This is a genomic window from Streptomyces sp. ME19-01-6 (genome assembly GCF_033793745.1).
In the GTDB taxonomy this organism is placed as follows: Bacteria; Actinomycetota; Actinomycetes; order Streptomycetales; family Streptomycetaceae; genus Streptomyces.
The window spans coordinates 207,648-229,948 of record NZ_JARAXF010000006.1 but is presented as its reverse complement, the minus strand read 5'-3'; the positions used below and the strand labels follow the sequence as shown (position 1 = coordinate 229,948).

Here is a 22,301-nt window from a genome sequence, read left to right as displayed (position 1 = left end):
TCACATCTCACATCCGGAAGACGCCGAAGCCGCCGCGCGCGCCCTCGATGGGCGCTGTGTGGAGGGCGGAGAGGCACAGGCCGAGGACGGTGCGGGTGTCGCGGGGGTCGATGACGCCGTCGTCGTACAGCCGCCCGGAGAGGAACAGGGGAAACGACTCGGCCTCGATCTGCTGTTCCACCATGGCCCGGAGGGCGGCGTCGGCGTCCTCGTCGTACGGCTGGCCTTTGGCGGCCGCGGACTGCCGGGCGACGATCGACAGGACGCCGGCGAGCTGCTGGGGACCCATGACGGCGGACTTGGCGCTGGGCCAGGCGAAGAGGAAGCGGGGGTCGTAGGCGCGGCCGCACATGCCGTAGTGGCCGGCGCCGTAGGAGGCGCCGATGAGGACGGAGAGGTGGGGGACGCGGGAGTTGGAGACCGCGTTGATCATCATGGCGCCGTGTTTGATGATCCCGCCCTGCTCGTACTCGCGGCCCACCATGTAGCCGGTGGTGTTGTGGAGGAAGAGGAGCGGGATGTCGCGCTGGTTGGCGAGCTGGATGAACTGGGCGGCCTTCTGGGACTCGGCGGAGAACAGCACCCCTTGGGCGTTGGCCAGGATCCCGATCGGATAGCCGTGGAGGGTGGCCCAGCCGGTGGCGAGGCTGGGGCCGTAAAGCGGCTTGAACTCGTCGAAGTCGGAGGCGTCGACGACGCGGGCGATGACCTCGCGGGGGTCGAAGGGGGCCTTGAGGTCGCCGGGGACGATGCCGAGGAGTTCGTCCGGGTCGTACTTCGGGGGTTCGGCGGGGCCCGGGTCGGGGTGCGCCTTGCGCCAGTTGAGGCGGGCGACGACGCGGCGGGCCTGGCGGATGGCGTCGGGCTCGTCGAGGGCGAAGTAGTCGGCGAGGCCGGAGGTGCGGGCGTGCATCTCGGCTCCGCCGAGGGATTCGTCGTCGCTCTCCTCGCCGGTGGCCATCTTGACCAGGGGCGGCCCACCGAGGAAGACCTTGGACCGCTCCTTGACCATGATCACGTGGTCGGACATCCCGGGGACGTACGCGCCTCCGGCGGTGGAGTTGCCGAAGACCACGGCGATGGTGGGGATTCCGGCGGCGGACAGCCGGGTCAGGTCCCGGAACATGGCGCCGCCGGGGATGAAGATCTCCTTCTGGCTGGGGAGGTCGGCGCCGCCGGACTCGACGAGGCTGATGACGGGGAGGCGGTTGGCGCGGGCGATCTCGTGGGCGCGCAGGGACTTCTTGAGGGTCCAGGGGTTGCTGGCCCCGCCCCGTACGGTCGGGTCGTTGGCGCTGATCAGGCACTCGACGCCTTCCACTGTTCCGATTCCGGTGACGACGGAGGCGCCGACCGGGTAGTCGCTGCCCCAGGCGGCCAGCGGGGAGAGTTCGAGGAAGGGGGTGTCGGGGTCGAGGAGCAGCTCGATGCGCTCGCGGGCGAGGAGCTTGCCGCGCTTGCGGTGGCGGGCGACGTACTTCTCGCCGCCCCCGGCGAGCGCCTTCGCGTGCTCGGTCTCCAACTCGGCGAGTTTGGTGAGCATCGCCTCGCGGTGGGCTGTGTAGTCAGGGGAGTAGCCGGCGCCGTGCGGGTCGAGGGCGGAGGCGAGCCGGGTCAAAGGAGTTCCTCCGGTATGGCGAGGTGACGCGAGCGCAGCCACTCGCCGACGGCCTTCGCCTGCGGGTCGAAGCGGGCCTGGGCGGCGACGCCCTCGCCGAGGAGGCCGTCGACGACGAAGTTGAGGGCGCGCAGGGCGGGGAGCGCGTGGCGGGTGACGGGCGGGCCGGCCGTCTCCGGGAGCAGCGCGCGGAAGCGGTCGACGGTGAGGGTGTGGGCCAGCCAGCGCCAGGCGTCGTCGTTCCGGGCCCACACGCCGACGTTCGCGGCCCCGCCCTTGTCCCCGCTGCGGGCCCCGGCGACCAGGCCGAGCGGGGCGCGGCGGGTGGGGCCTGGCGGGAGCGGGGGCGGCAGGGGCGGTTCGGGGACGGGGGCGAGGTGGGTGGCCGTGGCCGGTGGGGGGACCGTGACGGGGGTGCCGTCGGGGAGTACGGCGGTGTGCGGGACCTCGGCGGCGGGCACGTACACGGCCTCGAACACGCCGTACGGGGAGCCCTTCCCGGGCGGGGCCGTGACATGGAAGCCGGGGTATCCGGCCAGCGCCAGCTCGACGGCGGCGCCGCTGACCGCCCGGCCGATCTTTTCCGGGTCCGGATCGCGGACGGTGAGGCGGAGGAGGGCGCTGGCGGCCTCTTCGGTGTCGGCGTCCGCGTGGTCGGTACGGGCCAGGGTCCAGCGCACCTCGGCAGGGCGGCGCTTGCTCAAGGCCGCCTCCATCTGGTCGCGTACGAGGGCGGCTTTGGGGTGGATATCGAGGCCGGTGAGTACGTAGACGACCTCGTTGCGCCAGCCGCCGAGGCGGGTGAGGCCCACCTTGAGCGTCGGCGGGGGCGGCTCGCCCTTCACGCCGTGCACCCGCACCCGGTCCGGGCCGTCCTGGGTGAGCCGTACGGTGTCGAGCCGGGCGGTCACGTCGGGCCCGGCGTAGCGGGCGCCCGCCGTCTCGTAGAGGAGCTGGGCGGTCACGGTGCCGACGGTCACCGCGCCGCCGGTGCCCGGGTGTTTGGTGATCACGCATGAGCCGTCGGGGTGGATCTCGGCCAGCGGGAAGCCGGGGCGGCGTACGTCGTGCTCGGTGAAGAAGGCGTAATTGCCCCCGGTGGCCTGGGCACCGCACTCCAGGATGTGCCCGGCCACCACCGCCCCGGCGAGCGCGTCCCAGTCGTCCGCCCGCCACCCGAAGTGCGCGGCGGCGGGCCCGGTGACCAGCGCGGCGTCGGTGACCCGCCCGGTGACGACGATGTCGGCGCCGACCCGGAGGCACTCGGCGATCCCGCCGCCGCCGAGGTAGGCGTTGGCGGTGAGGGTCTGGACCGGCCAGTCGCGGGCGGTGCGCAGGTCGTCCCCGGTGACATGGGCGACGCGGGCGGCGAGGCCCTGCTTCTCGGCGGCGGTACGTATCGCGTCGGCGAGCCCGGCCGGATTGAGCCCGCCCGCGTTGCTGACGATCCGCACGCCGCGCTCCAAGGCGAGGCGGAGTGTGTCGTCGAGCTGGCGCAGAAAGGTGGTCGCGTAGCCGCGTGCCGGGTCCTTCTGACGCTCCCGGCCGAGGATGAGCATGGTCAGCTCAGCGAGATAGTCGCCGGTCAGCACGTCGAGGGGGCCGCCGGTGAGCATCTCGCGCATGGCGTCGAAGCGGTCGCCGTAGAAACCGGAGCAGTTGCCGATGCGGAGGGGTGGTGGGGTGGTCGGCGCCGGGGTCACGCGCCGCCCCCGGCGCTGGGGCCCGGGTCGTGACCCTCAGCCCGGCCCGAGTCGCGGCCCCTGGCAGCCCCGGCGCCCCCGACGTCCCCGGCGCCCCCGGCGGCGCCTCGCCCGGAGGGCGCGGGCGTCGCGGGCGGGGCGGGCGGGGCGTCGGCGGTGCGTTTCGCGACGCCGCCGGGTCGGGCGGGGCCGCGGGTGGGACGCCCCCCGCCCGGGGCGCGGCCCTTGCCGGGCGGGCCCGCGAAGGCCTGCGCGATCTCCAGCCACCGCTCCGCGTCCGGCCCTTCGGCGCGCACCGCCACATCCTCACGGTGCGCGCGCTGGGTGACCAGCAGGCAGAAGTCCAGCGCGGGCCCGGTGACTCGCTGGGCCGCGTCCTTTGGCCCGTACGTCCACAGCTCCCCGTCCGGGGCGCGCAGTTCGACCCGGAACTCCTCGGCGGGCGGCTCAAGGCCGCGCACCGCGTACGCGAAGCCCCGCGCCCGCACGCCGATCCGGGCCACATGCCGCAACCGGGCGGTGGGCGCGCGGCGCACGCCCAGCGCGTCGGCGACGTCCTGCCCGTGTGCCCAGGTCTCCATCAGCCGGGCGGTGGCCATGGACGCCACGCTCATCGACGGCCCGTACCAGGGCAGCCGCGCCCCGGCGGGCTGTCCGGCCAGCACCCGCCGCAGCCGCTCCCGCCCCTCCCGCCAGCGCCGCAGCAACTCGGCGGGCGGCTGCGCCGCGCCGAGCCGGGCGGCCTCGTCCACGAAGGTGTCCGGCTCGGCGGCGGCCGTGCGCACCTCGGCCGCGAATCCCACCGGATCCGTGGCCGCCTGCGCCGCCCGCTCGTCGGTCCAGGCGAGATGGGCGATCTGATGCGCGATGGTCCAGCCCTCGGCGGGCGTCGGCGCGGCCCACTCCTCCGCCGCGAGCCCGGCCACCAGGCCGTCCAACTCCTCGCCCTCGGCCAGCAGATCGCCGAGCACGACATCCGTATCGGACACGCTGCGCTCCCGTCGTCGGGGTCCTTGTCGTGCGTCCCGGGAAGGGAGCGTGGCAGCGCGGCAAGAAACAATCAAGCGTGCTTGCATCATTCATGCGCGCCGACGGCGGGGAGACGCAGGTCACATCCGTCCATGTCACAGGGTGGCGGGCTGCCTCGTCTCGGGGGTGTAGCCACTGACGACCACGGAGGAGCACATCATGGACGCGCGACTGAACTACTTCGCCAGCCCGACCGCCGGCAAGGCCCTCAAGTACTTCATGTCGGCGGGCAAGGCGCTCAAGGAGTCGCCGCTGCCGGCCGCGACGCAGGAGCTGGTGGCGCTGCGCGTGAGCCAGATCAACGGCTGCGCCGTCTGCATCGACATGCACACCAAGGAGGCCGCCGCCGCCGGCGAGACGTCGGTACGGCTGAACCTGGTCGCGGCGTGGCGGGAGGCCACGGTCTTCACCGAGGCCGAGCGTGCCGCGCTGGCGCTGGCGGAGGAGGGGACCCGGGTCGCGGACGGGGCCGGCGGGGTCAGCGACGAGGTGTGGGCGTACGCCGCCAAGCACTACGACGAGGAGCAGCTCACCGCCCTGGTGATCATGGTTTCCTTCATGAACGCGGCGAACCGGCTGAACATCATCACCCAGCAGCCCGCCGGTGACTACGAGCCCGGGCAGTTCCACTGAGACGGGGATCAAGGAGAGGGGACGCGGCGTGAGCAAGGTCGAGGAGTTCGAGGAGCTGCGGCCGCTGCTGTTCTCGATCGCCTATCGGATTCTGGGCAGTGTGGGCGAGGCCGAGGACGCGGTACAGGAGACGTGGCTGCGCTTCGACGGCTCCGCGACCCGGCCCACGTCGACCAAGGCTTTTCTGTCGGCCGCGGTGACGCGGATCTCGATCGATGTGCTGCGCTCCGCGCGGGTGCGCCGGGAAGAGTACGTGGGCCCGTGGTTTCCCGAGCCGCTGCTGAGCGATCCGTATCAGGATCCGGCGCGGTCGGTGGAGCTGGCCGACTCGGTGTCGATGGCGGCGCTGCTGCTGCTGGAGCGGCTCAGCCCGCTGGAGCGGGCGGTGTTCGTGCTGCGGGAGGTGTTCGGCTTCGGGTTCGACGAGGTCGCCGCGGCGGTGGGGCGTTCGGAGGCGGCGTGCCGGCAGCTGGTGGTGCGGGCGCGGCGGCATATGGAGGTCGGGCGGCCCCGGTTCGCAGCGGACCGTCAGGAGCGGAAGGAGCTGGCGACGCGGTTCTTCGACGCGCTGAAGAACGGCGATGTGGACGGGCTGCGGAATCTGCTGGCCGCCGACGCGCAGTTGGTCGGGGACGGCGGCGGCAAGGCCCCGCAGCTGGCCAAGGCCGTCATGGGCGCGGAGAACGTGGCCCGGATGCTGGGCACGGTCTTCCCCTGGATGATCCGGATCGACGTGACGTTCGAGCCGCACGAGGTCAACGGCCAGCCCGGCGCGATCTTCCACGACCGGGACGGCAAGATCCTGCACACCCTGGTCCTCGATGTGCTCGACGGGCAGGTTCAGACCATCCGCACGGTGATCAATCCCGACAAGCTCGGCCACCTCGGGCCGGTCGCCGACGCCTGGGCCATCGACCGGGAGGTGAAGCGGGCCCGCCGGCAGAGGAACTGACCTCGACTGTGGGCCGGCTCCGCGCCGACCTGGACCCCGGGTTCGAGGCCGGGCTCACCATGATCATGCGCGGACTGCGCACGCCGCCGTAGCGGCTCCCCCGGACCGGGCGCTACCGCCACCGCGATCCCGAGGAGGCGGCGCCGGCGCCTCGTTCGGCGCGCCGGGCGCCGTCAGTGGTGGAACAGTCTCAGGCCGGTGCGCGTGAGGGCGATCCGGTGCTCGCGGCAGGCAGTCTCGACCTCATCCGACCTGATGGATCCGCCCGGCTCTGCGATGTACCGCACGCCGTGGCGGCGGGCGTGGTCGACATTGTCGCGGAACGGCAAGGCGCCGTCGGAGGCGAAGGCGACACCGTCCAGCGATTCGATCCATCGAGTGCGCTCATCGGAGGTCAGCTCCTCGGCCGGTTCGGCAAGGGCCCGCGCCAGGCGCTCGCTCTCGTCCCCGGTGAGGTCGCCCTCGATGAAGCGGATCTGCCAGTTGATCCGGTCCTGGCGCCGGATGCCGGGCCGGAAGGCGAGGGCGCGAACCACCGGGTGGCGTCGCAGCCACCAGGTGTCGACCTTGGCACCGGCCAGCCGGGTGCAGTCCACCCGGGACTGCTGGCCGGCGCCGATACCCAGCGTCATCCCGTCGCGCAGGTAGCACACGGAATTGGACTGGGTGAAGCGCAGGACCGTCAGCCCCAACAGCAGATCCGCCACGGCCCCCTCCGGCAGCGCACCCCCACCTGTGGTGCGCTCCAGCAGGGCAGCGGAGAGCCGCACGTCGTCGTGGTCCTGGGCCAGGCGCAGGCCGAAAACCTCCCGCTCCTCGCAGGCCGGGGCGACGAACGCCTCGTCGGCCTCCATGACCAGGAAGCGGCCGCCCTTCTTCCTGCTGAGCCGCTCGATCGTGCCCGGGGCGTAGCCAGGGGCGATGATGCCGTCACAGACCACGCCGGTCAGCAGCTCGGAGAGCTCGGCGTCGACCGGGTGCGAGACGGCGGCGAAGTCACCGTAGGAGGATTTCGGGTCGGCATCCCGAGCGCGCAGATAGGCGCTCGTCACAGCGCCGGGACTGTCGCCGGCGATGCCGTAGAGCTCTGCGGTGACCTCGTCGACGGGCCCGGACATGGCCGCCCCGGCGGGTGAGACGTGCTTGAAGGACGCGGCTGCGGGCCGGCCGACAGCCTGGCTCGCCTGGTGAACCAACTGCCACCCGTTGAGCGCGTCGAGCATGTTGATGAAGGACGGTTGTCCGTGCAGAACCCGCACCGGCCACCTGCCGGGCGTCACGGGTGCGGCGTGCGCCGCCGCCTGGTGCGGGTTGGTTCCATAGCGCAGTTCCACGTCCTGGCCTCCTCAGCGGGCATCGCTGACGGAGGCGCCCAGGCGGTCGACGCTCACCCATCCGGGCAGGGCCGCTCCCCGGTGGTCGTCCACCCTCGCCAGTCGCGGCCAGGCCCCACCCTATCCGCGGGCGAGGGCAGGTGACCGGTCGCCCTCCGGCCGCCCACGGCGGCCCGCCTCGGCCAGGAGTCAGCCCAGCCAACCGTTATCGGTTAACCGTTGACACGATCTCAGGGGGTGACGAAAACTCATGGCGTCCTCAGGGCCGCTGCCGCAGCGCCCCGACCCGCCCCTCCCTGGAGCCGTCTGCCATGTCCGACCACCACCTCGTGACCCTGTATCACCTCAATGACCTGGGCTCCGATGAGCTGCGGCGGCTGCTGCCCGGCCACCCGGACCTGCGCATCACCGAGATCGGCCCTGACGAGGACCCGCACGACCACCAAGAGGCCCTGGCCGACGCGACCGTCGTCCTCGCCCCGCTGGAGAAGGAGCGCCGCATCACCGCGGAGCTGCTGGCGGGGATGGAGCGGTGCCGCCTCGTGCAGTCCGTGGCCGTCGGCTTCGACGGGGTCGACCACCGCGCCGCCGCCGAGCTGGGCATCCCGGTCGCCAACCTCCCCGGGTTCAACACCGACGCCGTCGCCGACTGGACGGTCGGCGCGCTGCTGTATCTGGTGCGGCACCACGCGGCCGGCCACACCAAGATCGCCGAGGGCGGCTGGGGGCCCGAGGGGCTGCGCGGGCGCGATCTGGCCGCGCTGACCGTGGGCATCGCCGGGTTCGGCAACATCGGCCGGGCCGTGGCGCGCCGCCTCGACGCGTTCGGCAGCCGTGTGCTGGTCCATGACCCCAGGCCGTCCGAGCCGGAGCGGGAGTACGTGAGCCTGGACGAACTCGCGTCCCGCTCCGATGTGCTGACCCTGCACATGCCGCTGAGCGACGCCACCCGCGGCCTCGTCGGCGACGCCCTGCTGGCCCGTATGGATCAGGGCTCGTATGTGGTCAACGCCGGGCGCGGCGGGGTCCTCGACGAGGACGCGCTGGTACGGGCGCTGAACAGCGGGCGGTTGGCGGGGGCCGCGCTCGATGTGTTCACAGAGGAGCCGCTGCCCGCCGGCTCCCCGCTGCGCGGCCGGTCCGACGTACTGCTCAACCCGCACACCGCGGGCGTCACCCACGAGGCGTACCACGCGATCAGGGCGCGGCTGATCGAGAGCCTGGACCGGGTGCTGTCGGGCGAGGCCCCCCGCAACGTCGTCAACGGCGTCATCGTCAACCGCGCCCAGCCCATCCCGGCGGCGCGGAAGGGGTGACGGTGTGCCGTGGCACCCGGGCCCGGCGGCTCCGGCGCCGGGCCCGGTCCCCGCCCGGTCGGGGGCTGCCCCCGGGCTGCTGCATAGTTTGGATGCGTTGGATCAATATTCGAGGCGACGGTGAGGGTGGCGACATGCCCGGCGAGCAACCGCAGTTGTACGAGATCCGCGATGAGCGCTTCCGCACGGGCAGGTGCCATGCGGGCGACTCGAAGCTGGAGACCCTCTTTGAGGGCTGCCGCTGGGCCGAAGGTCCCGTCTACGTCCCGGCCGGGCGGTATCTGGTGTGGAGCGACATCCCCAACGACCGCCTGCTCCGCTGGGACGAGACCACCGGGACGGTCGGCGTCTTCCGCTCACCCGCCGGTCACCCCAACGGCAACACCCTGGACAACGAGGGCCGCCTCGTCACCTGTGAGCAGGGCAACCGCCGCGTCACCCGCACCGAACACGACGGCTCGATCACCGTCATCGCCGACCGCTTCCAGGGCAAAAGGTTCAACAGCCCGAACGACGCCGCCGTGAAGTCCGACGGCTCGATCTGGTTCTCCGACCCCGACTTCGGGATCGCCAGCGACTACGAGGGCCACCGTGCCGAGAGCGAGATCGGCGCCTGCAACGTCTACCGCGTGGATGCGGCCAGCGGCGAAGTACGGCTGGTCGCCGACGGCTTCCGCGGCCCCAACGGCCTCGTCTTCTCCCTCGACGAGCGCCGGCTGTACGTCTCGGACAGCCGGGCCAACCACATCCGCGTCTTCGACGTCCACGAGAACGGCACCCTCACCGGCGGCGAGATCTTCACCGAGTGCGAGATCGGCAACTTCGACAACATCCGCTTCGACGACGACGGCCGGCTCTGGGCCGGCGCCATGCACGGCGGCGTGCACTGCTACGACCCGGACGGCACGCTCCTCGGCCGCCTCCTGGTCCCCGGCACCGTCGCCAACGTCCGCTTCGGCGGCGCCAAACGGAACCGCATGTTCATCGCCGCCGACACCGCGCTCTACTCTCTCGTCATGTCTGTCACCGGCACCCCAGCGCTGCCGACCGCACGTCAGAGCCACGCCTGACCGCGCGGTCCCTCACCGCTCACCGGCCGGGTCTCGGGGCAGCCGTTCCGCCAGGACCTCCGCGAGGTGGCGGGCCCGGCGGTCCGCCAGCTGCTCCAGCTGCGTACGGCAGGAGAAGCCGTCCGCGAGGAGTTCGGCGGCGGGGTCGGCGCCCCGTACGGACGGCAGCAGCTGCTCCTCCGCGCAGGCGACGGACACCTCGTAATGTCCCTGCTCGAAGCCGAAGTTGCCCGCGAGCCCGCAGCAGCCGCCGCTCAGCTCGCCCGTGAGGCCCGCGCGGGCGCGCAGGCGGCGCTCCGCCGCGTCGCCCAGGACCGCGTGCTGGTGGCAGTGGGTCTGGCCGACGACGGGGCGGTCGACCTTCGGGGGCTGCCAGTCGGGGGCGTGGTCCTCGAGGGCCTGGGCGAAGGTGGTGACGGCGTCGGCGAGGCAGGCGGCGCGGGGGTCGGCGGGGCCGAGGAGTTCAGGCAGGTCGGTGCGGAGGGCGGCGGTGCAGCTGGGTTCCAGGCCGACCACCGGCAGCCCGGCGTCCAGGGCCGGGGCCATGACGTCCAGGGTCCGCCGCATGACGGACCGGGCCCGGTCGAGCTGCCCCGTCGACACCCACGTCAGCCCGCAGCACACCGGCTCGGGCGGCACGACCACCCGCAGCCCGGCCGCCTCCAGCACGGCCACGGCCGACCTGCCGACGGACGGGGAGAGGTAGTTGGTGAACGTGTCGGGCCACAGCACGACCGTGGGGGCCTGCGCGCGGCCACCGGACCGCGCCGCCGCGTCCGCCCGCGGGCCGGAGGCCCCCGCGGCGGGCTGCCCCGGCGCGGACGCGCCACCGCCGCCGGGGGCAACGCCCGGGTCGGTGGCGGCCGGCCCGGCCGCCGCGCCGCCCCCCTCGCCACCGCCCCGCGCGGCGGCCCGCGCCCGCTTGCGCCACCACCGGGTGAAGGGCTCCGGGGCCAGCTCCGGGATGGCGCGCAGCGGCGCGATGCCGCCCGCGCGCTTGGCGAGCAGGGCCAGCGGGCGGACGCCCGCCGCCGCGTTCGCGACCGGTGCCGCTCGGAGAGTGGCGATGGCCCGTAGCCACAGGGGCAGCCAGCCCATGGAGTAGTGCGCGGCGGGGCGCGTCCGGCCCTTGTAGTGGTGGTGGAGGAACTCCGCCTTGTAGGTGGCCATGTCCACCCCGACCGGGCAGTCGCTGCGGCATCCCTTGCAGGACAGGCACAGGTCGAGCGCTCCGCGCACCTCTTCCGAGCGCCAGCCGTCGCGTACGACCTCGCCCGCGAGCATCTCGTGCAGCAGGCGGGCGCGGCCGCGCGTGGAGTGTTGTTCCTCGCCGGTGGCGCGGTAGGAGGGGCACATCACCGCGGCGCCGGAGACGGATTCGTTGCGGCACTTGGCGACGCCCACGCACCGGCGTACCGCCGCCGAGAAGTCGCCGTTGTCGTGCGGGTAGCCGAACTCCACGTCCACCGGGCGCCCGGGCAGCACGGCGAAGCGCAGGTTCTCCTCCATGCGCTGCGGGCGGGCGAGGGCACCGGGGTTGAGGCCGCCGGCCGGGTCCCAGAGGTCCTTGAAGCGGGAGAAGAGCCGGACCATCTCGTCGCCGTACATCTTGGGCAGCAGTTCGGCACGCGCCAGGCCGTCGCCGTGTTCGCCGGAGAGCGAGCCGCCGTGGGCGACGACGAGGTCGGCGAGGTCGGTGGAGAAGCGGCGGAAGACCTGGATCCCGGCGTCGCTCAGCAGGTCGAAGTCGATGCGTACGTGGATGCAGCCGTCGCCGAAGTGCCCGTACGGCGTGCCGCGCAGCCCGTGCCGGCCCATCAGCGCGCGGAAGTCGCGCAGATACGCGCCGAGGCGGGCGGGCGGTACGGCGCAGTCCTCCCAGCCGGGCCAGGCCTCGCTGCCGTCCGGCATGCGCGTGGCGGTGCCGGAAGCGTCCTCGCGGATCCGCCACAGGGCGCGCTGGCCGGCCGGGTCGGCGACGACGGTGTGGTCGGTGGTGGCGTCGGCGGCGGCGCGGGCGAGGGCTTCGGCGCGGGAGCGGGCCTCCTCCCGGGTCGCGCCGCCGACCTCGGCGAACAGCCAGGCGCCGCCCTTGGGCAGCCCGGTCGCGCCCGCGACCAGGTCGGCGGCCATGCCCTCGACGGTGAGCGGGCCGTGGGGCAGCAGGGTGTGGGCGGCCTCGGCGGCGGCGCTCTCGTCGGGGTAGCCGAGGACGGCGAGGGCGCGGGCGGCGGGCGCGTCCACGAGGCGTACGGTCGCCTCGGTCAGCACGCCGAGGGTGCCCTCGCTGCCGGTGAGCGCGCGGGCCACGTCGGCGCCCTTCTCGGGCAGCAGCGCGTCGAGGGCGTAGCCGGAGATGCGGCGGGGCAGGTCGGGGAAGCCGGTGCGCAGCGGGGCGAGGTTGGCGTCGACCAGGGCGCGCAGGGCCTCCCTCAGCCGCGGGGGCAGCCCGTCCAGGCCGCGTCCGGCGCGCAGCCGTTCGCCGCCGTACGTCACGACGTCCAGCTCCCGTACGTTGTCGGCGGTGGTGCCCCAGGCGACGGAGTGGGAGCCGCACGAGTTGTTGCCGATCATGCCGCCGAGGGTGCAGCGGCTGTGGGTGGACGGGTCGGGGCCGAAGGTCAGCCCGTGGGTGCCGGCCGCCGCCCGCAGATCGTCGAGGATCACGCCGGGCTGGACGACGGCGGTGCGCGCGTCGGGGTCGAGGGAGACGATGGAGCGCATGTGGCGGGTGAAGTCGAGGACGACGCCGAGCCCGGTGGCCTGTCCGGCGATCGAGGTGCCGGCCCCGCGCGCCACGACGGGCACCGCGCGCTCGCGGCACACGGCCAGTGCGGCCGCGACGTCGTCGGCGTCGTACGGGGCGACGACCCCGGCGGGCACCCGCCGGTAGTTCGACGCGTCCATCGTCATCAGCGCGCGGCTCGCGGTGTCGAAGGAGACCTCGCCGCGGACGGCTCGGCGCAGGGCCCGCTCCAGCTCTTGTGCCGCGCCTGCCCCTTCTGATTCGTGATCAACCATGTTCCCCATAGTCCCCGGCGAGGGCCCTGATGAGAATGTCACCATGCCTTCCCTGCGGGCCAGGGCGACCGCCGCCCTCGGCCGGGTACGGCTTCGCAGCCTCGGCGGGCGAGGGTCTGGCGCTGGTGCCGGTCGCGGTCATGATGCTGGCGGTCAGCCCGCTCACCACCCGGCTGCGGGACCGGTTCGGGGCCCGGGCGCCGCTGCGGCTGGGTGTGGCGTGCGGCGGGCTGTCGTTCGCGCTCCCGGCCGTGACGCACGCCCATATGTGGCAGTTCTACGCCGCCGGGGTGCTGATCGGCGCCGGGTCGGCAGCTGTTGATTCGGCTGTTGGCCTTGGCTGGCCGTCGTGTCCCTCGTCAGGGTGAATGGGGTCGGTTTCCAGGGTCCTGTGTGTGCCGGGAACGCATGATCGGTGGTGGCAGCTCAGTTCGTGGTGTCCCGGAGGAGAGCGGGGAGCGGTGACGCGTCGGCGTGGGGGGAAGCGTGTGTTGCGTGCGATCACGCCGCCGTTCACTGTGTCCGCGCCGTCGGGTGCCCGGATTCGGGACCGGCTGCGTGTCGATGTCGCGGACGAGAAGGTCCTCACCCTGGTCGGGCAGCATCTGGGCCGTCATCGGCGGGCGGATCTGGCTGAGCGCGTCGCGATCGGCCTGGTGCCGGTGAAGGAGAGCCGGAGGGCGGAGCGGAAGAAGAAGCTGACGGGGGTGTCTTCGTCGCGCTGGGCGGGGGCGATGACCCGTGCCAGCGAGGACCAGTACCAGCTCAGCATGCGCTGCCTGTACGACGAGCGAGCCGGGCTGCGCCGCGCCATCAAGAAGATTGCCCGCCGCCTCGCGGTGCCGTGCGGAGGGCGCAAGGGCAGGACGCGCGGCTACCGGGACCAGGGCGAACGCTTCCAGAAACAGCGCCGCCTCCAAGTACTCCAAGCCCGTCTTGCCGTGGTCGAGCACCGCATCGCCGAGGCGCGGCCGTCCGTGGTCGTGGGCGGGCGTCGTCTGGCGAAGCTGCGGCACCACCTGGACCAGGCCCATCTCACCGCCGAGGGGTGGCGCGAGCGGTGGGAGGCGTCCCGGCTGTTCCTCACCGCGGACGGTGAATCCGGGGCCCCGCACGGGAACTACACCATCACGGTGGATCCGGCGGACGGCAGTGTGACGATCGTGCTGCCCGAACCGCTGAGGCATCTGGCGAACGCGCCGCGTGGCCGCTACCGGTTGGCCTGCACCGTCACCTTCCATCACCGCAGGCCAGAGTGGCTGGACCGCGTGACCGCGAACCGGGCCGTCCGGTACGACATTGTGCGCGACCCGGTGCGCGGCCGCTGGTACCTCGACGCCTCGTGGTCGGCGGCGAAGAGCATGCTGCCGTCACCGCAGGAGATCCGGGCGGCGGGCAGGCGCATGCTTGGGGTCGATTTGAACGCCGCCCATCTCGCGGCGCACGTGCTCGACCCGCATGGCAACCCGGTCGGCGAACCTGTCACGGTTCCCCTGCAGTTGACCGGCCCTGCCTCGCGGCGGGACGGCAGACTGCGGGCCGCCGTCACCACACTGATCAAGATCGCCGAGATGCACGGCTGCATGGGGATCGTGGTGGAGAACCTGGGCTTCACCGACGCCCGGCACACGGGCCGGGAGACGATGGGACGCGGCCGGCGTGGCAAGGCATTCCGTCGCACGGTGGCCGGTATCCCGACCGCAAGGTTCCGGGAGCGGCTGCGCGGCATGGCCTGTCACCAGGGGCTGGTGGTGGTCGCCGTGGACCCGGCCTACACCTCCCGCTGGGGCGCCCAGCACTGGCGAACACCCCTCGGCGAACAATCGAAGACCACCGTCACCGCGCATCACGCTGCTGCGGTGGCGATCGGCAGACGCGGCCTGGGACAACGGATCCGGCGTCGGCCAGGTGTGACCGCTCCCGACCAGAGGATCGGACAGCGGAGAGCTACCGGCCAGACCGCATCCACGCCCAGACCGCATGGGGCCACGAGCCCACCCAGGACCACAGGCACGCCCCACAAGGGCGGTAAGACCTGCCGGAGCCGAAGTGACCAGCTCGTGCTGTTCCCCGCGCCCAGGACCGTTCGGGGTGCACCCGGTGCCAGACGCCTCACGCCTGGCCCGGAATGTGTTGATCCGGCCGACACTGGCCAACAGCGCTAGAAACGGTACGGACTGTCGTTCGCCGCGCTCGGAAACCTGGTCGTGGACACGGCGGGGCCCGCGGACATCGGGGTGGCCGGCGGCGTCAACACGATCGCACGCACCGTCGGGGGTGCCGTGGGCGCCCAGATCGCCGTCGCGGTCCTCGACGCCGCGGGCCCCGCCAAGACCCCCGGCTTTCCCGCCGAATCCGGCTCACCAGCGCTTTCGCCGTCTTCGCGCTGGTGGCCTGCGGCGCGCTCGGCGCCTCCTGGGCCATCCCGGAGAAGAGACACCGTGTCTCACCGGATGGACACCAGGGCGGGCTGGGCATACCGACGGATTAGGCTTCCGTCCGTGGCTGAGATCCGGATTCCCGCTGACATCAAGCCCGCCGACGGTCGCTTCGGCTCGGGCCCCTCCAAGGTGCGCACCGAAGCGCTCAGTGCGCTGGCCGCCACCGGAAGCTCCCTGCTGGGCACCTCCCACCGCCAGGCCCCGGTGAAGAACCTGGTCGGCAAGGTGCGCGAGGGCGTGCGCGAGCTGTTCCAGCTCCCCGAGGGATACGAGGTGATCCTGGGCAACGGCGGCTCCACCGCGTTCTGGGACATCGCGACCCACGGCCTGATCGAGACCAAGTCCCAGCACCTGTCCTTCGGCGAGTTCTCGTCCAAGTTCGCCAAGGCCGCCAAGCTCGCGCCCTGGCTCGACGAGCCGACCGTGATCTCCGCCGACCCGGGCACCCACCCGCTGCCGCGGGCGGAGGCGGGCGCGGACGTCTACGCCCTCACCCACAACGAGACCTCGACCGGTGTCGCCATGCCGCTGGAGCGGGTCGCGGGCGCCGACGAGGGCGCGCTGGTGCTGGTGGACGCGACGTCGGGCGCGGGCGGCCTGCCCGTCGACATCGCCCAGACGGACGTCTACTACTTCGCGCCGCAGAAGTCCTTCGCCGCCGACGGCGGGCTGTGGGTCGCGGCCTTCTCCCCCGCCGCGCTGGAGCGCGCCGCGCGCGTGCACGCCTCGGGCCGGCACATCCCGGAGTTCTTCTCGCTTCCGACGGCGATCGACAACTCCCTGAAGAACCAGACCTACAACACCCCGGCCCTAGCGACGCTCTTCCTGCTGGGCGACCAGCTGGAGTGGATCAACGGGCAGGGCGGCCTGGACTGGGCCGTGCGCCGCACCGCGGCCTCCTCGGGCGCGCTGTACGGCTGGGCGGAGGAGTCGAAGTTCGCCACGCCGTTCGTCACCGACCCGGCCAAGCGGTCGCAGGTCGTCGGGACGATCGACTTCAACGACGAGATCGACGCCGCCGCAATCGCCAAGGCGCTGCGGGCCAACGGCATCGTGGACACCGAGCCGTACCGCAAGCTGGGCCGCAACCAGCTGCGGGTCGCCATGTTCCCGGCCGTCGAGCCCTCGGACGTGGCGGCGCTGACCGCCTGCGTGGACTACGTCATCGAGCGCCTCTGACCCGACTGACCCGAGATCCCTCGAAGGGGCCCGCGGCCGACTCGACGGCCGCGGGCCCCTTCGCGTACGTACGGGGGCCGCTCAGGTGAGCGAGCGGCCTGTGGGTGCCAGCCTCAGTGTCCGGGGGGCTGCTGTCTGTTCCCTCCCGATGCCCGGCAGGATCTCCCGGGTGAGGGGATGGGCCTGTACGCCGGCGAGGTGCCGGCGGTACGCGCTCTCGTCGGGGTAGGACGTGAAGACCGCGGCGACGTTCTCTCCGGTGCGGACCGGCAGCCTGGCGAATGTGTTGTGCGCCGTCTCGGTGGTCAGGACGGCGAGTGGCGCGGGTCCCGTCTTGTGGAGCACGGGGAGGAGGCCGTCCCGGATGAGTGCGATGCCGTCGGTCCGTCCGGGAGGGAAGGACCACACGGTGGCGGACACGAACCGGTCCGGCGCCGGAGCACCGGCCTGGGGCCGCTCGGACGGGCGGACGGCAAAGCCGCTCCCGGCCGACAGGGGCCGCAGCAACAGGACATCGTCGGAGTCGACCATGGTGGCGTTGGCCTGGGGCCCGTGCTCGGCCCAGACGGGTCCGCCGTAGAAGGCCGCCAGCGCACGGTGCCGTATCGCCATGTCCCGGAATCCGCGCAACCAGACGAAGCGGTTCGGATCGTCAAGGTCCCGGAACTGGCCGAGCACGACCATCCCGGTCTCTTCCTGCGTTTCGACGAACTCCCGGTCGAACAGGTCGATGAGCTCGTCACGCCGACCGGGACGCAGGGTGTACTGGCGAAGCTCGATCACAGCGGGGCGGCCGACGGGGTCGGTGGGGGACACGAGGGAACTCCTGTTCGGTGCTCTTCTCCCGGCATGGGCTTCCGACCGGTTCGGTGGTCGGAGCCGGGCGTGGACCGACGCTAGGGGAGCCCTGTGCCACGTGCTGTCAGGGTTTCCGAGGAGAATGCGCCCATGTCCGCAGGCCGATTGCTGTCGCTGCTGTTGTTACTGCAATCCCGTGGCCGCATGTCCGCGCGCCAGATCGCCGACGAACTGGGGATATCCGTGCGGACCGCCTACCGTGACCTGGCACGTCTGCAGACCGCCGGGGTCCCGGTCTACGCGGAGCCGGGCCGCGGGGGCGGATATCAGCTGCTCGACGGCTACCGCACCCGCCTCACCGGGATGAGTGAGGGCGAGGCGCGGGCACTGTTCTTCGCCGGCCTGCCCGGGCCCGCCGCCGACCTGGGCCTCGCGGCGGAGGTGACGGCAGCACGGCTGAAGCTCCTGGCCGCGCTGCCGACGGGCCTGCGCGAGGAGGCCGCGCGGACCGCGGCGGTGTTCCACCTGGACGCTCCCGGCTGGTACCGGGAACCCGAACCGACACCGCACCTGCCCTTGTTCGTCGACGCGGTGCTCACCCGGCGCGCGGTGGACGTGCGCTATCGCCGTTGGCGCGCGCCGCACGAGGTGAATCGCCGGCTACGCCCCTACGGCCTGGTGCTCAAATCCGGCATCTGGTACCTCGCGGCCGCCGGGAAGAGCCGGATCGCGACCTACCGGGTCGCCCAAGTCGTCGATGCGGTGGTGAGCGACGAGCGGTTCGACCGGCCGCAAGGATTCGACCTGGGTGCGTACTGGACCTCCTACCTCGACGATTTTCAGGCACGCCGCTACACCGGCACGGCCACTGTCCGCCTGTCCCCGCGGGGACGCCGACGCCTGCCCGACAACGTGCCCCCGGAAGTGGTGCGGGCAGTCGACTCCACCGCGACCGCCGTCGGCGACGACGGATGGATCGAGGCCGTCATCCCGACCGAGAGCACCGACCACGCGTGCGGCGAGCTGCTGCGGCTCGGTATCGACGTCGAGGTCGTCGCGCCGGCCGAACTGCGCCAGGCCATGGCCGCCACCGTGGGCGTACTCGCCCAGGCCTACGGACTCCCCTGACGTCGGCCACCTGGTTCAGCTGCTCAGCCGCTGGAAGCGGCGTACGGCCAGCGGCAGGAACACCGCCGTCAGGACCACCGGCCAGACCACCGCCATCAGGATCGCGTGCTCCTCCACCCAGCCGCCCCCGCCCGGGACCGGATTGCCGAACAGGTCCCGGATCGCGTTCGCGGTCGACGAGACGGGGTTCCACAGCGCGATGGCGCCCAGCCAGTCGGGCATCATCGTGGGCGGGGTGAAGACGCTGGAGATCATCCCGAGGGGGAAGGCGACCGCGAAGAGGTTCCCCGCCGTCTGCTGGTTGGGCACCAGCAGCCCCAGATACACCCCGACCCAGATCAGCGCGGACCGCAGCAGGATCAGCAGCGCGAAGGCGCTCAGGGTCTCCGGCAGGCTGCCGTCGGGCCGCCAGCCGACGGCCAGGGCGATCGCCGCGAGCACCGCCAGGTCCACCGTGGCGCCAATGACATCGGCGACGCCGCGCCCGCTGACCACCGCCGACGGAGCCATGGGCATGGAGCGGTAGCGGTCCATGACGCCCTTCTCCTTCACGACTGCGATCGCGACGGCGGTGCCCATGAACCCGTTCGCCATCGTCATCGCGAACATGCCGGGCAGCGCGTAGTCCTGGTAGTCCGCCCCGCCGCCCACCTCCATCGCGCTGCCGAAGACGTAGACGAACAGCAGCACGAACATCACCGGGGTGCCGAGCTGCCAGGCGATGGCGGCGGGATAGCGGAAAAGGGTGATGAGCTCGGCGCGGACGATGGTCAGGCAGTCCACGACCGCCCAGTACACCCGCCGCTCCGGCCCGTCCACGACGGCCCGTGTCTCTGCCGATCCTGTAGCGGTACTCACGCGCCGTCCTCCCGCTCAGTCTCGGCGCGCCCCAACGCGCGGGCTTCCCTCGTCACTGCTCGCTCGTCCGCCTTCTGTTCATCCGTCTGTTCGTCCGTCTGTTCGTCCGTCTGTTCGTCCGTGCGGTGTCCGGTCAGCCGCAGGAAGACCTCGTCGAGGGTGGGGCGGCGGAGGCCGATGTCCTCGACGGCCACGCCCCGCTCCTGGAGGGTCCGCGCGACCTCGGTCAGCGCCGCGACCCGGTCGCGCACCGGGGCCGTCACCCGCCGGTCCTCCCGGTCGGCCCCCGGCTCGGCCGCCCCCGCGCCACGGTCCATCACCCGCGCCACGGCCTCGACGGCCGCGGGCAGGTCGGCGGTGTCCCGCACCACCACCTCGATCCGGTCCCCGCCGATCGCCCGCTTGAGCTCGGCCGGGGTGTCGTCGGCGATCTTCCGCCCCCGGTCGATCACGGCGACGCGGTCCGCGAGTTGGTCGGCCTCGTCCAGGTACTGCGTGGTCAGCAGCACCGTCGTACCGCCCGCGACCAGCGAGCGGACCGCCTCCCACACCTCGTTGCGACCGCGCGGGTCGAGCCCGGTCGTCGGCTCGTCGAGGAACAGCACCTGCGGGGCGAGGATCATGCTCGCGGCCAGGTCGAGCCGGCGCCGCATGCCGCCGCTGTACTCCTTGGCCACCGTGTCGGCGGCCTCGGCCAACCCGAACGTGCTCAGCAGCTCGTCGGCCCGCCGCGCGGCCCGCGCCTTGTCCAGATGGAAGAGGCGGCCGAACATCACCAGGTTCTGCCGCCCACTCAGCATCTCGGCCACCGCCGCGTACTGGCCGGTCAGCCCGATCCGGCGGCGCACCTGGCGGGGCTGCTCCGTGACGTCGAACCCGCCGACCAAGGCCCGGCCGCCGCTCGGCCGGGCCAGCGTGGACAGGATCCGTACGGCCGTCGTCTTGCCCGCGCCGTTGGGGCCGAGCAGCCCCTGGACGGTGCCGCGGCCGACGGCGAGGTCGAGGCCGTCGAGCGCGTGTTTGTCTCCGTATCGCTTCCGCAGTCCTTCGGTGAGGACCGCCCATTGCTCCGTGTCCAAAGAAACCCCCACAGGAACCCCATGCCGGTCGGCGGCCGTCGGGCCGCCTCTGGGTACACCGTACTCAATTCCGAGTACAGCGTACCCAGTTTTGGGTACGCCGTACTCAGTTTTTCGGCGCGGCGTTAGGATGAGCGCGCGATGACGACCACCGAACACAGCGGCAGCGGAGACATCTCCCGCAGCCTGGAGCTCCTGTGGGGCACCGGCGAGCGACCCAGCCGCGGCCCCAAGCCCGGGCTGACCCTGGAGCGAATCGTGACGGCCGCCATCGCCGTCGCCGACGCGGAAGGGCTCGCCGCCGTCTCCATGCGGCGACTGTCGGCCGAACTGGGCACCGGCACCATGTCGCTGTACCGCTACGTCCCCGGCAAGGCCGAGCTACTGGACCTGATGCTGGATCAGGTGCATGCTTTCGACCCCGACGCCCACGTCCCGGACCTGGGGTGGCGGGAGACGCTGGAGACGGTGGCGCGCGGCTTCTGGCAGCTGCTCGGGCGCCACCCCTGGCTGCTCCAGGTCGACCAGGCGCGCCCCATCCTCGGGCCGAACGCGATGGCGGGTCTGGAGTTCGCGCTGCGCGGCCTCGACGGCATCGGCCTCACCGGCCGCGAGCGGGTCCATGTCATCGTGACCGTCGAGGGGTTCGCCACCGGCGTCGCCCGCACCCATCTGAACTCGGTCACGGCCGAGAAGCGCACGGGCGTCAGCGACGAGGAGTTCTGGAAGGCCCACGCGCCCGCGATGGAGAAGGCGCTGGCCAGCGGCAGGTTTCCGATGCAGGCGGCGCTCGGCGAGGACGCCTTCACGGGCCGGGGCGAAGAGATCTTCGAATTCGGCCTGAAGAGCCTGCTCGACGGCATCGGGGCGTTCATCGCGGCCCGCGCCCGCGACGCCGCCGAGCAGTAAGTCTCAGGCCGTGAGGGACGTCAACCGCGGCGGCGGAAGAGCGAGCGCAGGCCGAAGAACAGGGCCGCGGCGACGGCGAACGTCAGCGCGCCCTTGAGGAGATTGCCGTCCTTCTCCTTCTCCGAGGCCGCGCCGGCCCCTGTGGAGTCCCCGCCCCCGTTCTTCTTCTGCTCCTTCGCCGTCGCGTCCGGCAGCAGCTCCCCGCCCAGCTTCACCGCGGTCACCTTGCTGCCCGGGCCCTCCGTGCCGTACATCAGCGTGCCGCCGTCGGTCGTGAAGGTGACCGACTCGCCCTGCCGCTGCAGCGGCAGATCCGGCTCCTCCTTCAGGTCTTCGAGCTTGCCGCCGCGCCATCTGAACTCCGCGACCTCGAAATACCCGCGGAGCACGAGCCTGCTGGCGTCCGGGGCGAACGCCCCGTCCGTCACCTCCATGCCGATGTCGTCGACCCGTCGGAAGATATTCGTCCCGGAAGGGGACAGCGTCTTCGGCCCGGCGTACAGCCCGCCGTCCTCCTGACTCTTGCTGGCGATATAGGCTCGGCCGGTCTTGGGGTCGATCATCATCGCCTCGGCGTTGCGCGGACCGTCCTCGTATTTCACGGTGTACTGCGTCGCCCTGACCGTGGTGTTCTTCAGCGTCTTCGGCTCGGGAAAACGGTAGATCCATACATGCGACCAGGTACCGCCCAGGTTGTCGCCGATATCGCCGACATAAATGTCGCCGTCCGGCCCGACCGAGATGGCCTCCACATCGCGCGGGCTGCCGACACCGCGCATGGTGACGGTCGCGACCGTACGCCCGGTCCTGCTGTCGACGGCGTAGACGTACGGGCCGTCGTCGCTGTCGTTGTGCGTCCAGTAGACGCCCGGGTGGGCGCGGCTGGCCGCCAGGCCGCTGGACTCGGTGATCCTGGAGTCCTCGATCGTGAACGAGGAGGGCGACGTGGGGTCGTCGGCGGCGGCCGGGGCGGCGGCGGGCAGGACCGCCAGCGCGGCGGCGCCGAGGACGGACGGAAGCGAACGCATGGGGCCAAGACTGCCATCCGGGCCCGGGTCCGAGGGGGCGGCAGTCGGCCAGGGGGGCGGACTCGGGGCTGCTACACCTGTCTGATTGACTTCGTCGAGAACGGGCAGATAACGAATGTGACAGCGGTCGCCACCGACCTTTCACACGAATTCACAATCTCCCGATTAGTTGATCTGATCCGGAGATTAATTTCCGGAAATTTAT

General features: G+C 72.4%; 17 protein-coding genes, 1 pseudogene and 1 riboswitch. Of the genes and pseudogenes, 9 read left to right on the top strand and 9 right to left on the bottom strand.

The window, feature by feature from the left end:
- Positions 1-7: 7 nt before the first annotated feature.
- The 3 genes and pseudogenes from PV419_RS16955 to PV419_RS16945 all read right to left on the bottom strand — a co-directional run.
- Positions 8-1,618: an acyl-CoA carboxylase subunit beta gene (locus PV419_RS16955; protein ID WP_319689463.1), complete on the bottom strand. Its 1,611-nt coding sequence runs from the start codon at positions 1,616-1,618 to the stop codon at positions 8-10.
- Complete coding sequence (locus PV419_RS16950; RefSeq protein ID WP_319689985.1) at positions 1,615-3,243, bottom strand: acyclic terpene utilization AtuA family protein; 1,629 nt, start codon at positions 3,241-3,243, stop codon at positions 1,615-1,617. Before PV419_RS16950 ends, PV419_RS16955 begins: the two co-directional genes overlap by 4 nt.
- A gap of 284 nt (positions 3,244-3,527) precedes the next feature.
- Positions 3,528-4,310, bottom strand: a pseudogene (locus PV419_RS16945) (TIGR03084 family metal-binding protein); the annotation flags it as partial.
- A gap of 199 nt (positions 4,311-4,509) precedes the next feature.
- Between PV419_RS16945 and PV419_RS16940 the strand changes: the two are divergent.
- Positions 4,510-4,983, top strand: coding sequence for a carboxymuconolactone decarboxylase family protein (locus PV419_RS16940; RefSeq protein ID WP_319689460.1), 474 nt, complete (start codon positions 4,510-4,512; stop codon positions 4,981-4,983).
- Between the two features lie 28 nt (positions 4,984-5,011).
- Positions 5,012-5,935, top strand: coding sequence for an RNA polymerase sigma-70 factor (locus PV419_RS16935; RefSeq protein ID WP_319689459.1), 924 nt, complete (start codon positions 5,012-5,014; stop codon positions 5,933-5,935).
- A 173-nt stretch (positions 5,936-6,108) separates the two neighbouring features.
- Here PV419_RS16935 and PV419_RS16930 read toward each other — a convergent pair whose 3' ends face one another.
- Positions 6,109-7,269, bottom strand: a complete 1,161-nt coding sequence (locus tag PV419_RS16930) for a phosphoribosylaminoimidazolecarboxamide formyltransferase (RefSeq protein ID WP_319689457.1) — start codon at positions 7,267-7,269, stop codon at positions 6,109-6,111.
- 29 nt (positions 7,270-7,298) lie between these two features.
- Positions 7,299-7,385: riboswitch (ZMP/ZTP riboswitch) on the bottom strand.
- Between the two features lie 195 nt (positions 7,386-7,580).
- Here PV419_RS16930 and PV419_RS16925 point away from each other — a divergent pair.
- Positions 7,581-8,585, top strand: coding sequence for a 2-hydroxyacid dehydrogenase (locus PV419_RS16925; RefSeq protein WP_319689455.1), 1,005 nt, complete (start codon positions 7,581-7,583; stop codon positions 8,583-8,585).
- Positions 8,586-8,719: 134 nt separating this feature from the next.
- On the top strand, positions 8,720-9,655 hold the full coding sequence (locus PV419_RS16920) for an SMP-30/gluconolactonase/LRE family protein (protein ID WP_319689452.1): 936 nt from the start codon (positions 8,720-8,722) through the stop codon (positions 9,653-9,655).
- 12 nt (positions 9,656-9,667) lie between these two features.
- On the opposite strand, the gene PV419_RS16915 is transcribed toward PV419_RS16920, so the two are convergent.
- Positions 9,668-12,676, bottom strand: coding sequence for an FAD-binding and (Fe-S)-binding domain-containing protein (locus tag PV419_RS16915; protein WP_319689450.1), 3,009 nt, complete (start codon positions 12,674-12,676; stop codon positions 9,668-9,670).
- 125 nt (positions 12,677-12,801) lie between these two features.
- Here PV419_RS16915 and PV419_RS16910 point away from each other — a divergent pair, with 125 nt between their 5' ends.
- The 3 genes from PV419_RS16910 to serC all read left to right on the top strand — a co-directional run bounded on the left by PV419_RS16910 (position 12,802) and on the right by serC (position 16,296).
- On the top strand, positions 12,802-13,044 hold the full coding sequence (locus PV419_RS16910; protein WP_319689448.1) for a hypothetical protein: 243 nt from the start codon (positions 12,802-12,804) through the stop codon (positions 13,042-13,044).
- 120 nt (positions 13,045-13,164) lie between these two features.
- Complete coding sequence (locus PV419_RS16905) at positions 13,165-14,841, top strand: hypothetical protein (RefSeq protein ID WP_319689447.1); 1,677 nt, start codon at positions 13,165-13,167, stop codon at positions 14,839-14,841.
- 336 nt (positions 14,842-15,177) lie between these two features.
- Complete coding sequence (gene serC / locus PV419_RS16900; protein ID WP_319689445.1) at positions 15,178-16,296, top strand: phosphoserine transaminase; 1,119 nt, start codon at positions 15,178-15,180, stop codon at positions 16,294-16,296.
- Between the two features lie 81 nt (positions 16,297-16,377).
- Here the strand turns inward: serC and PV419_RS16895 are convergent, their stop codons facing one another.
- Positions 16,378-17,112 (bottom strand): NIPSNAP family protein, encoded by a 735-nt coding sequence (locus PV419_RS16895; RefSeq protein ID WP_319689443.1) that lies wholly within the window; start codon positions 17,110-17,112, stop codon positions 16,378-16,380.
- 132 nt (positions 17,113-17,244) lie between these two features.
- Here PV419_RS16895 and PV419_RS16890 point away from each other — a divergent pair, with 132 nt between their 5' ends.
- Positions 17,245-18,222: a helix-turn-helix transcriptional regulator gene (locus PV419_RS16890; RefSeq protein WP_319689441.1), complete on the top strand. Its 978-nt coding sequence runs from the start codon at positions 17,245-17,247 to the stop codon at positions 18,220-18,222.
- Positions 18,223-18,237: 15 nt separating this feature from the next.
- On the opposite strand, the gene PV419_RS16885 is transcribed toward PV419_RS16890, so the two are convergent.
- Together PV419_RS16885 and PV419_RS16880 are read right to left on the bottom strand one after the other, a co-directional pair.
- Positions 18,238-19,080, bottom strand: coding sequence for an ABC transporter permease (locus PV419_RS16885; protein ID WP_319689439.1), 843 nt, complete (start codon positions 19,078-19,080; stop codon positions 18,238-18,240).
- Positions 19,077-20,159, bottom strand: coding sequence for an ATP-binding cassette domain-containing protein (locus PV419_RS16880; protein ID WP_319689437.1), 1,083 nt, complete (start codon positions 20,157-20,159; stop codon positions 19,077-19,079). The genes PV419_RS16885 and PV419_RS16880 overlap by 4 nt, the downstream gene beginning before the upstream one ends.
- 141 nt (positions 20,160-20,300) lie before the next feature.
- Here PV419_RS16880 and PV419_RS16875 point away from each other — a divergent pair, with 141 nt between their 5' ends.
- Complete coding sequence (locus tag PV419_RS16875; RefSeq protein WP_319689435.1) at positions 20,301-21,068, top strand: TetR/AcrR family transcriptional regulator; 768 nt, start codon at positions 20,301-20,303, stop codon at positions 21,066-21,068.
- 20 nt (positions 21,069-21,088) lie between these two features.
- On the opposite strand, the gene PV419_RS16870 is transcribed toward PV419_RS16875, so the two are convergent.
- Positions 21,089-22,096, bottom strand: a complete 1,008-nt coding sequence (locus PV419_RS16870) for a hypothetical protein (RefSeq protein ID WP_319689433.1) — start codon at positions 22,094-22,096, stop codon at positions 21,089-21,091.
- Positions 22,097-22,301 lie beyond the last annotated feature (205 nt).

Bases quoted from the DNA above. Each gene is read 5' to 3' on its own strand.
- PV419_RS16940 (WP_319689460.1), top strand. From the start codon at position 4,510: ATGGACGCGCGACTGAACTACTTCGCCAGCCCGACCGCCGGCAAGGCC.
- PV419_RS16875 (WP_319689435.1), top strand. From the start codon at position 20,301: ATGACGACCACCGAACACAGCGGCAGCGGAGACATCTCCCGCAGCCTG.
- PV419_RS16890 (WP_319689441.1), top strand. From the start codon at position 17,245: ATGTCCGCAGGCCGATTGCTGTCGCTGCTGTTGTTACTGCAATCCCGT.
- PV419_RS16915 (WP_319689450.1), bottom strand. From the start codon at position 12,676: ATGGTTGATCACGAATCAGAAGGGGCAGGCGCGGCACAAGAGCTGGAG.
- PV419_RS16920 (WP_319689452.1), top strand. From the start codon at position 8,720: ATGCCCGGCGAGCAACCGCAGTTGTACGAGATCCGCGATGAGCGCTTC.
- PV419_RS16870 (WP_319689433.1), bottom strand. From the start codon at position 22,096: ATGCGTTCGCTTCCGTCCGTCCTCGGCGCCGCCGCGCTGGCGGTCCTG.
- PV419_RS16950 (WP_319689985.1), bottom strand. From the start codon at position 3,243: ATGCGCGAGATGCTCACCGGCGGCCCCCTCGACGTGCTGACCGGCGAC.
- PV419_RS16925 (WP_319689455.1), top strand. From the start codon at position 7,581: ATGTCCGACCACCACCTCGTGACCCTGTATCACCTCAATGACCTGGGC.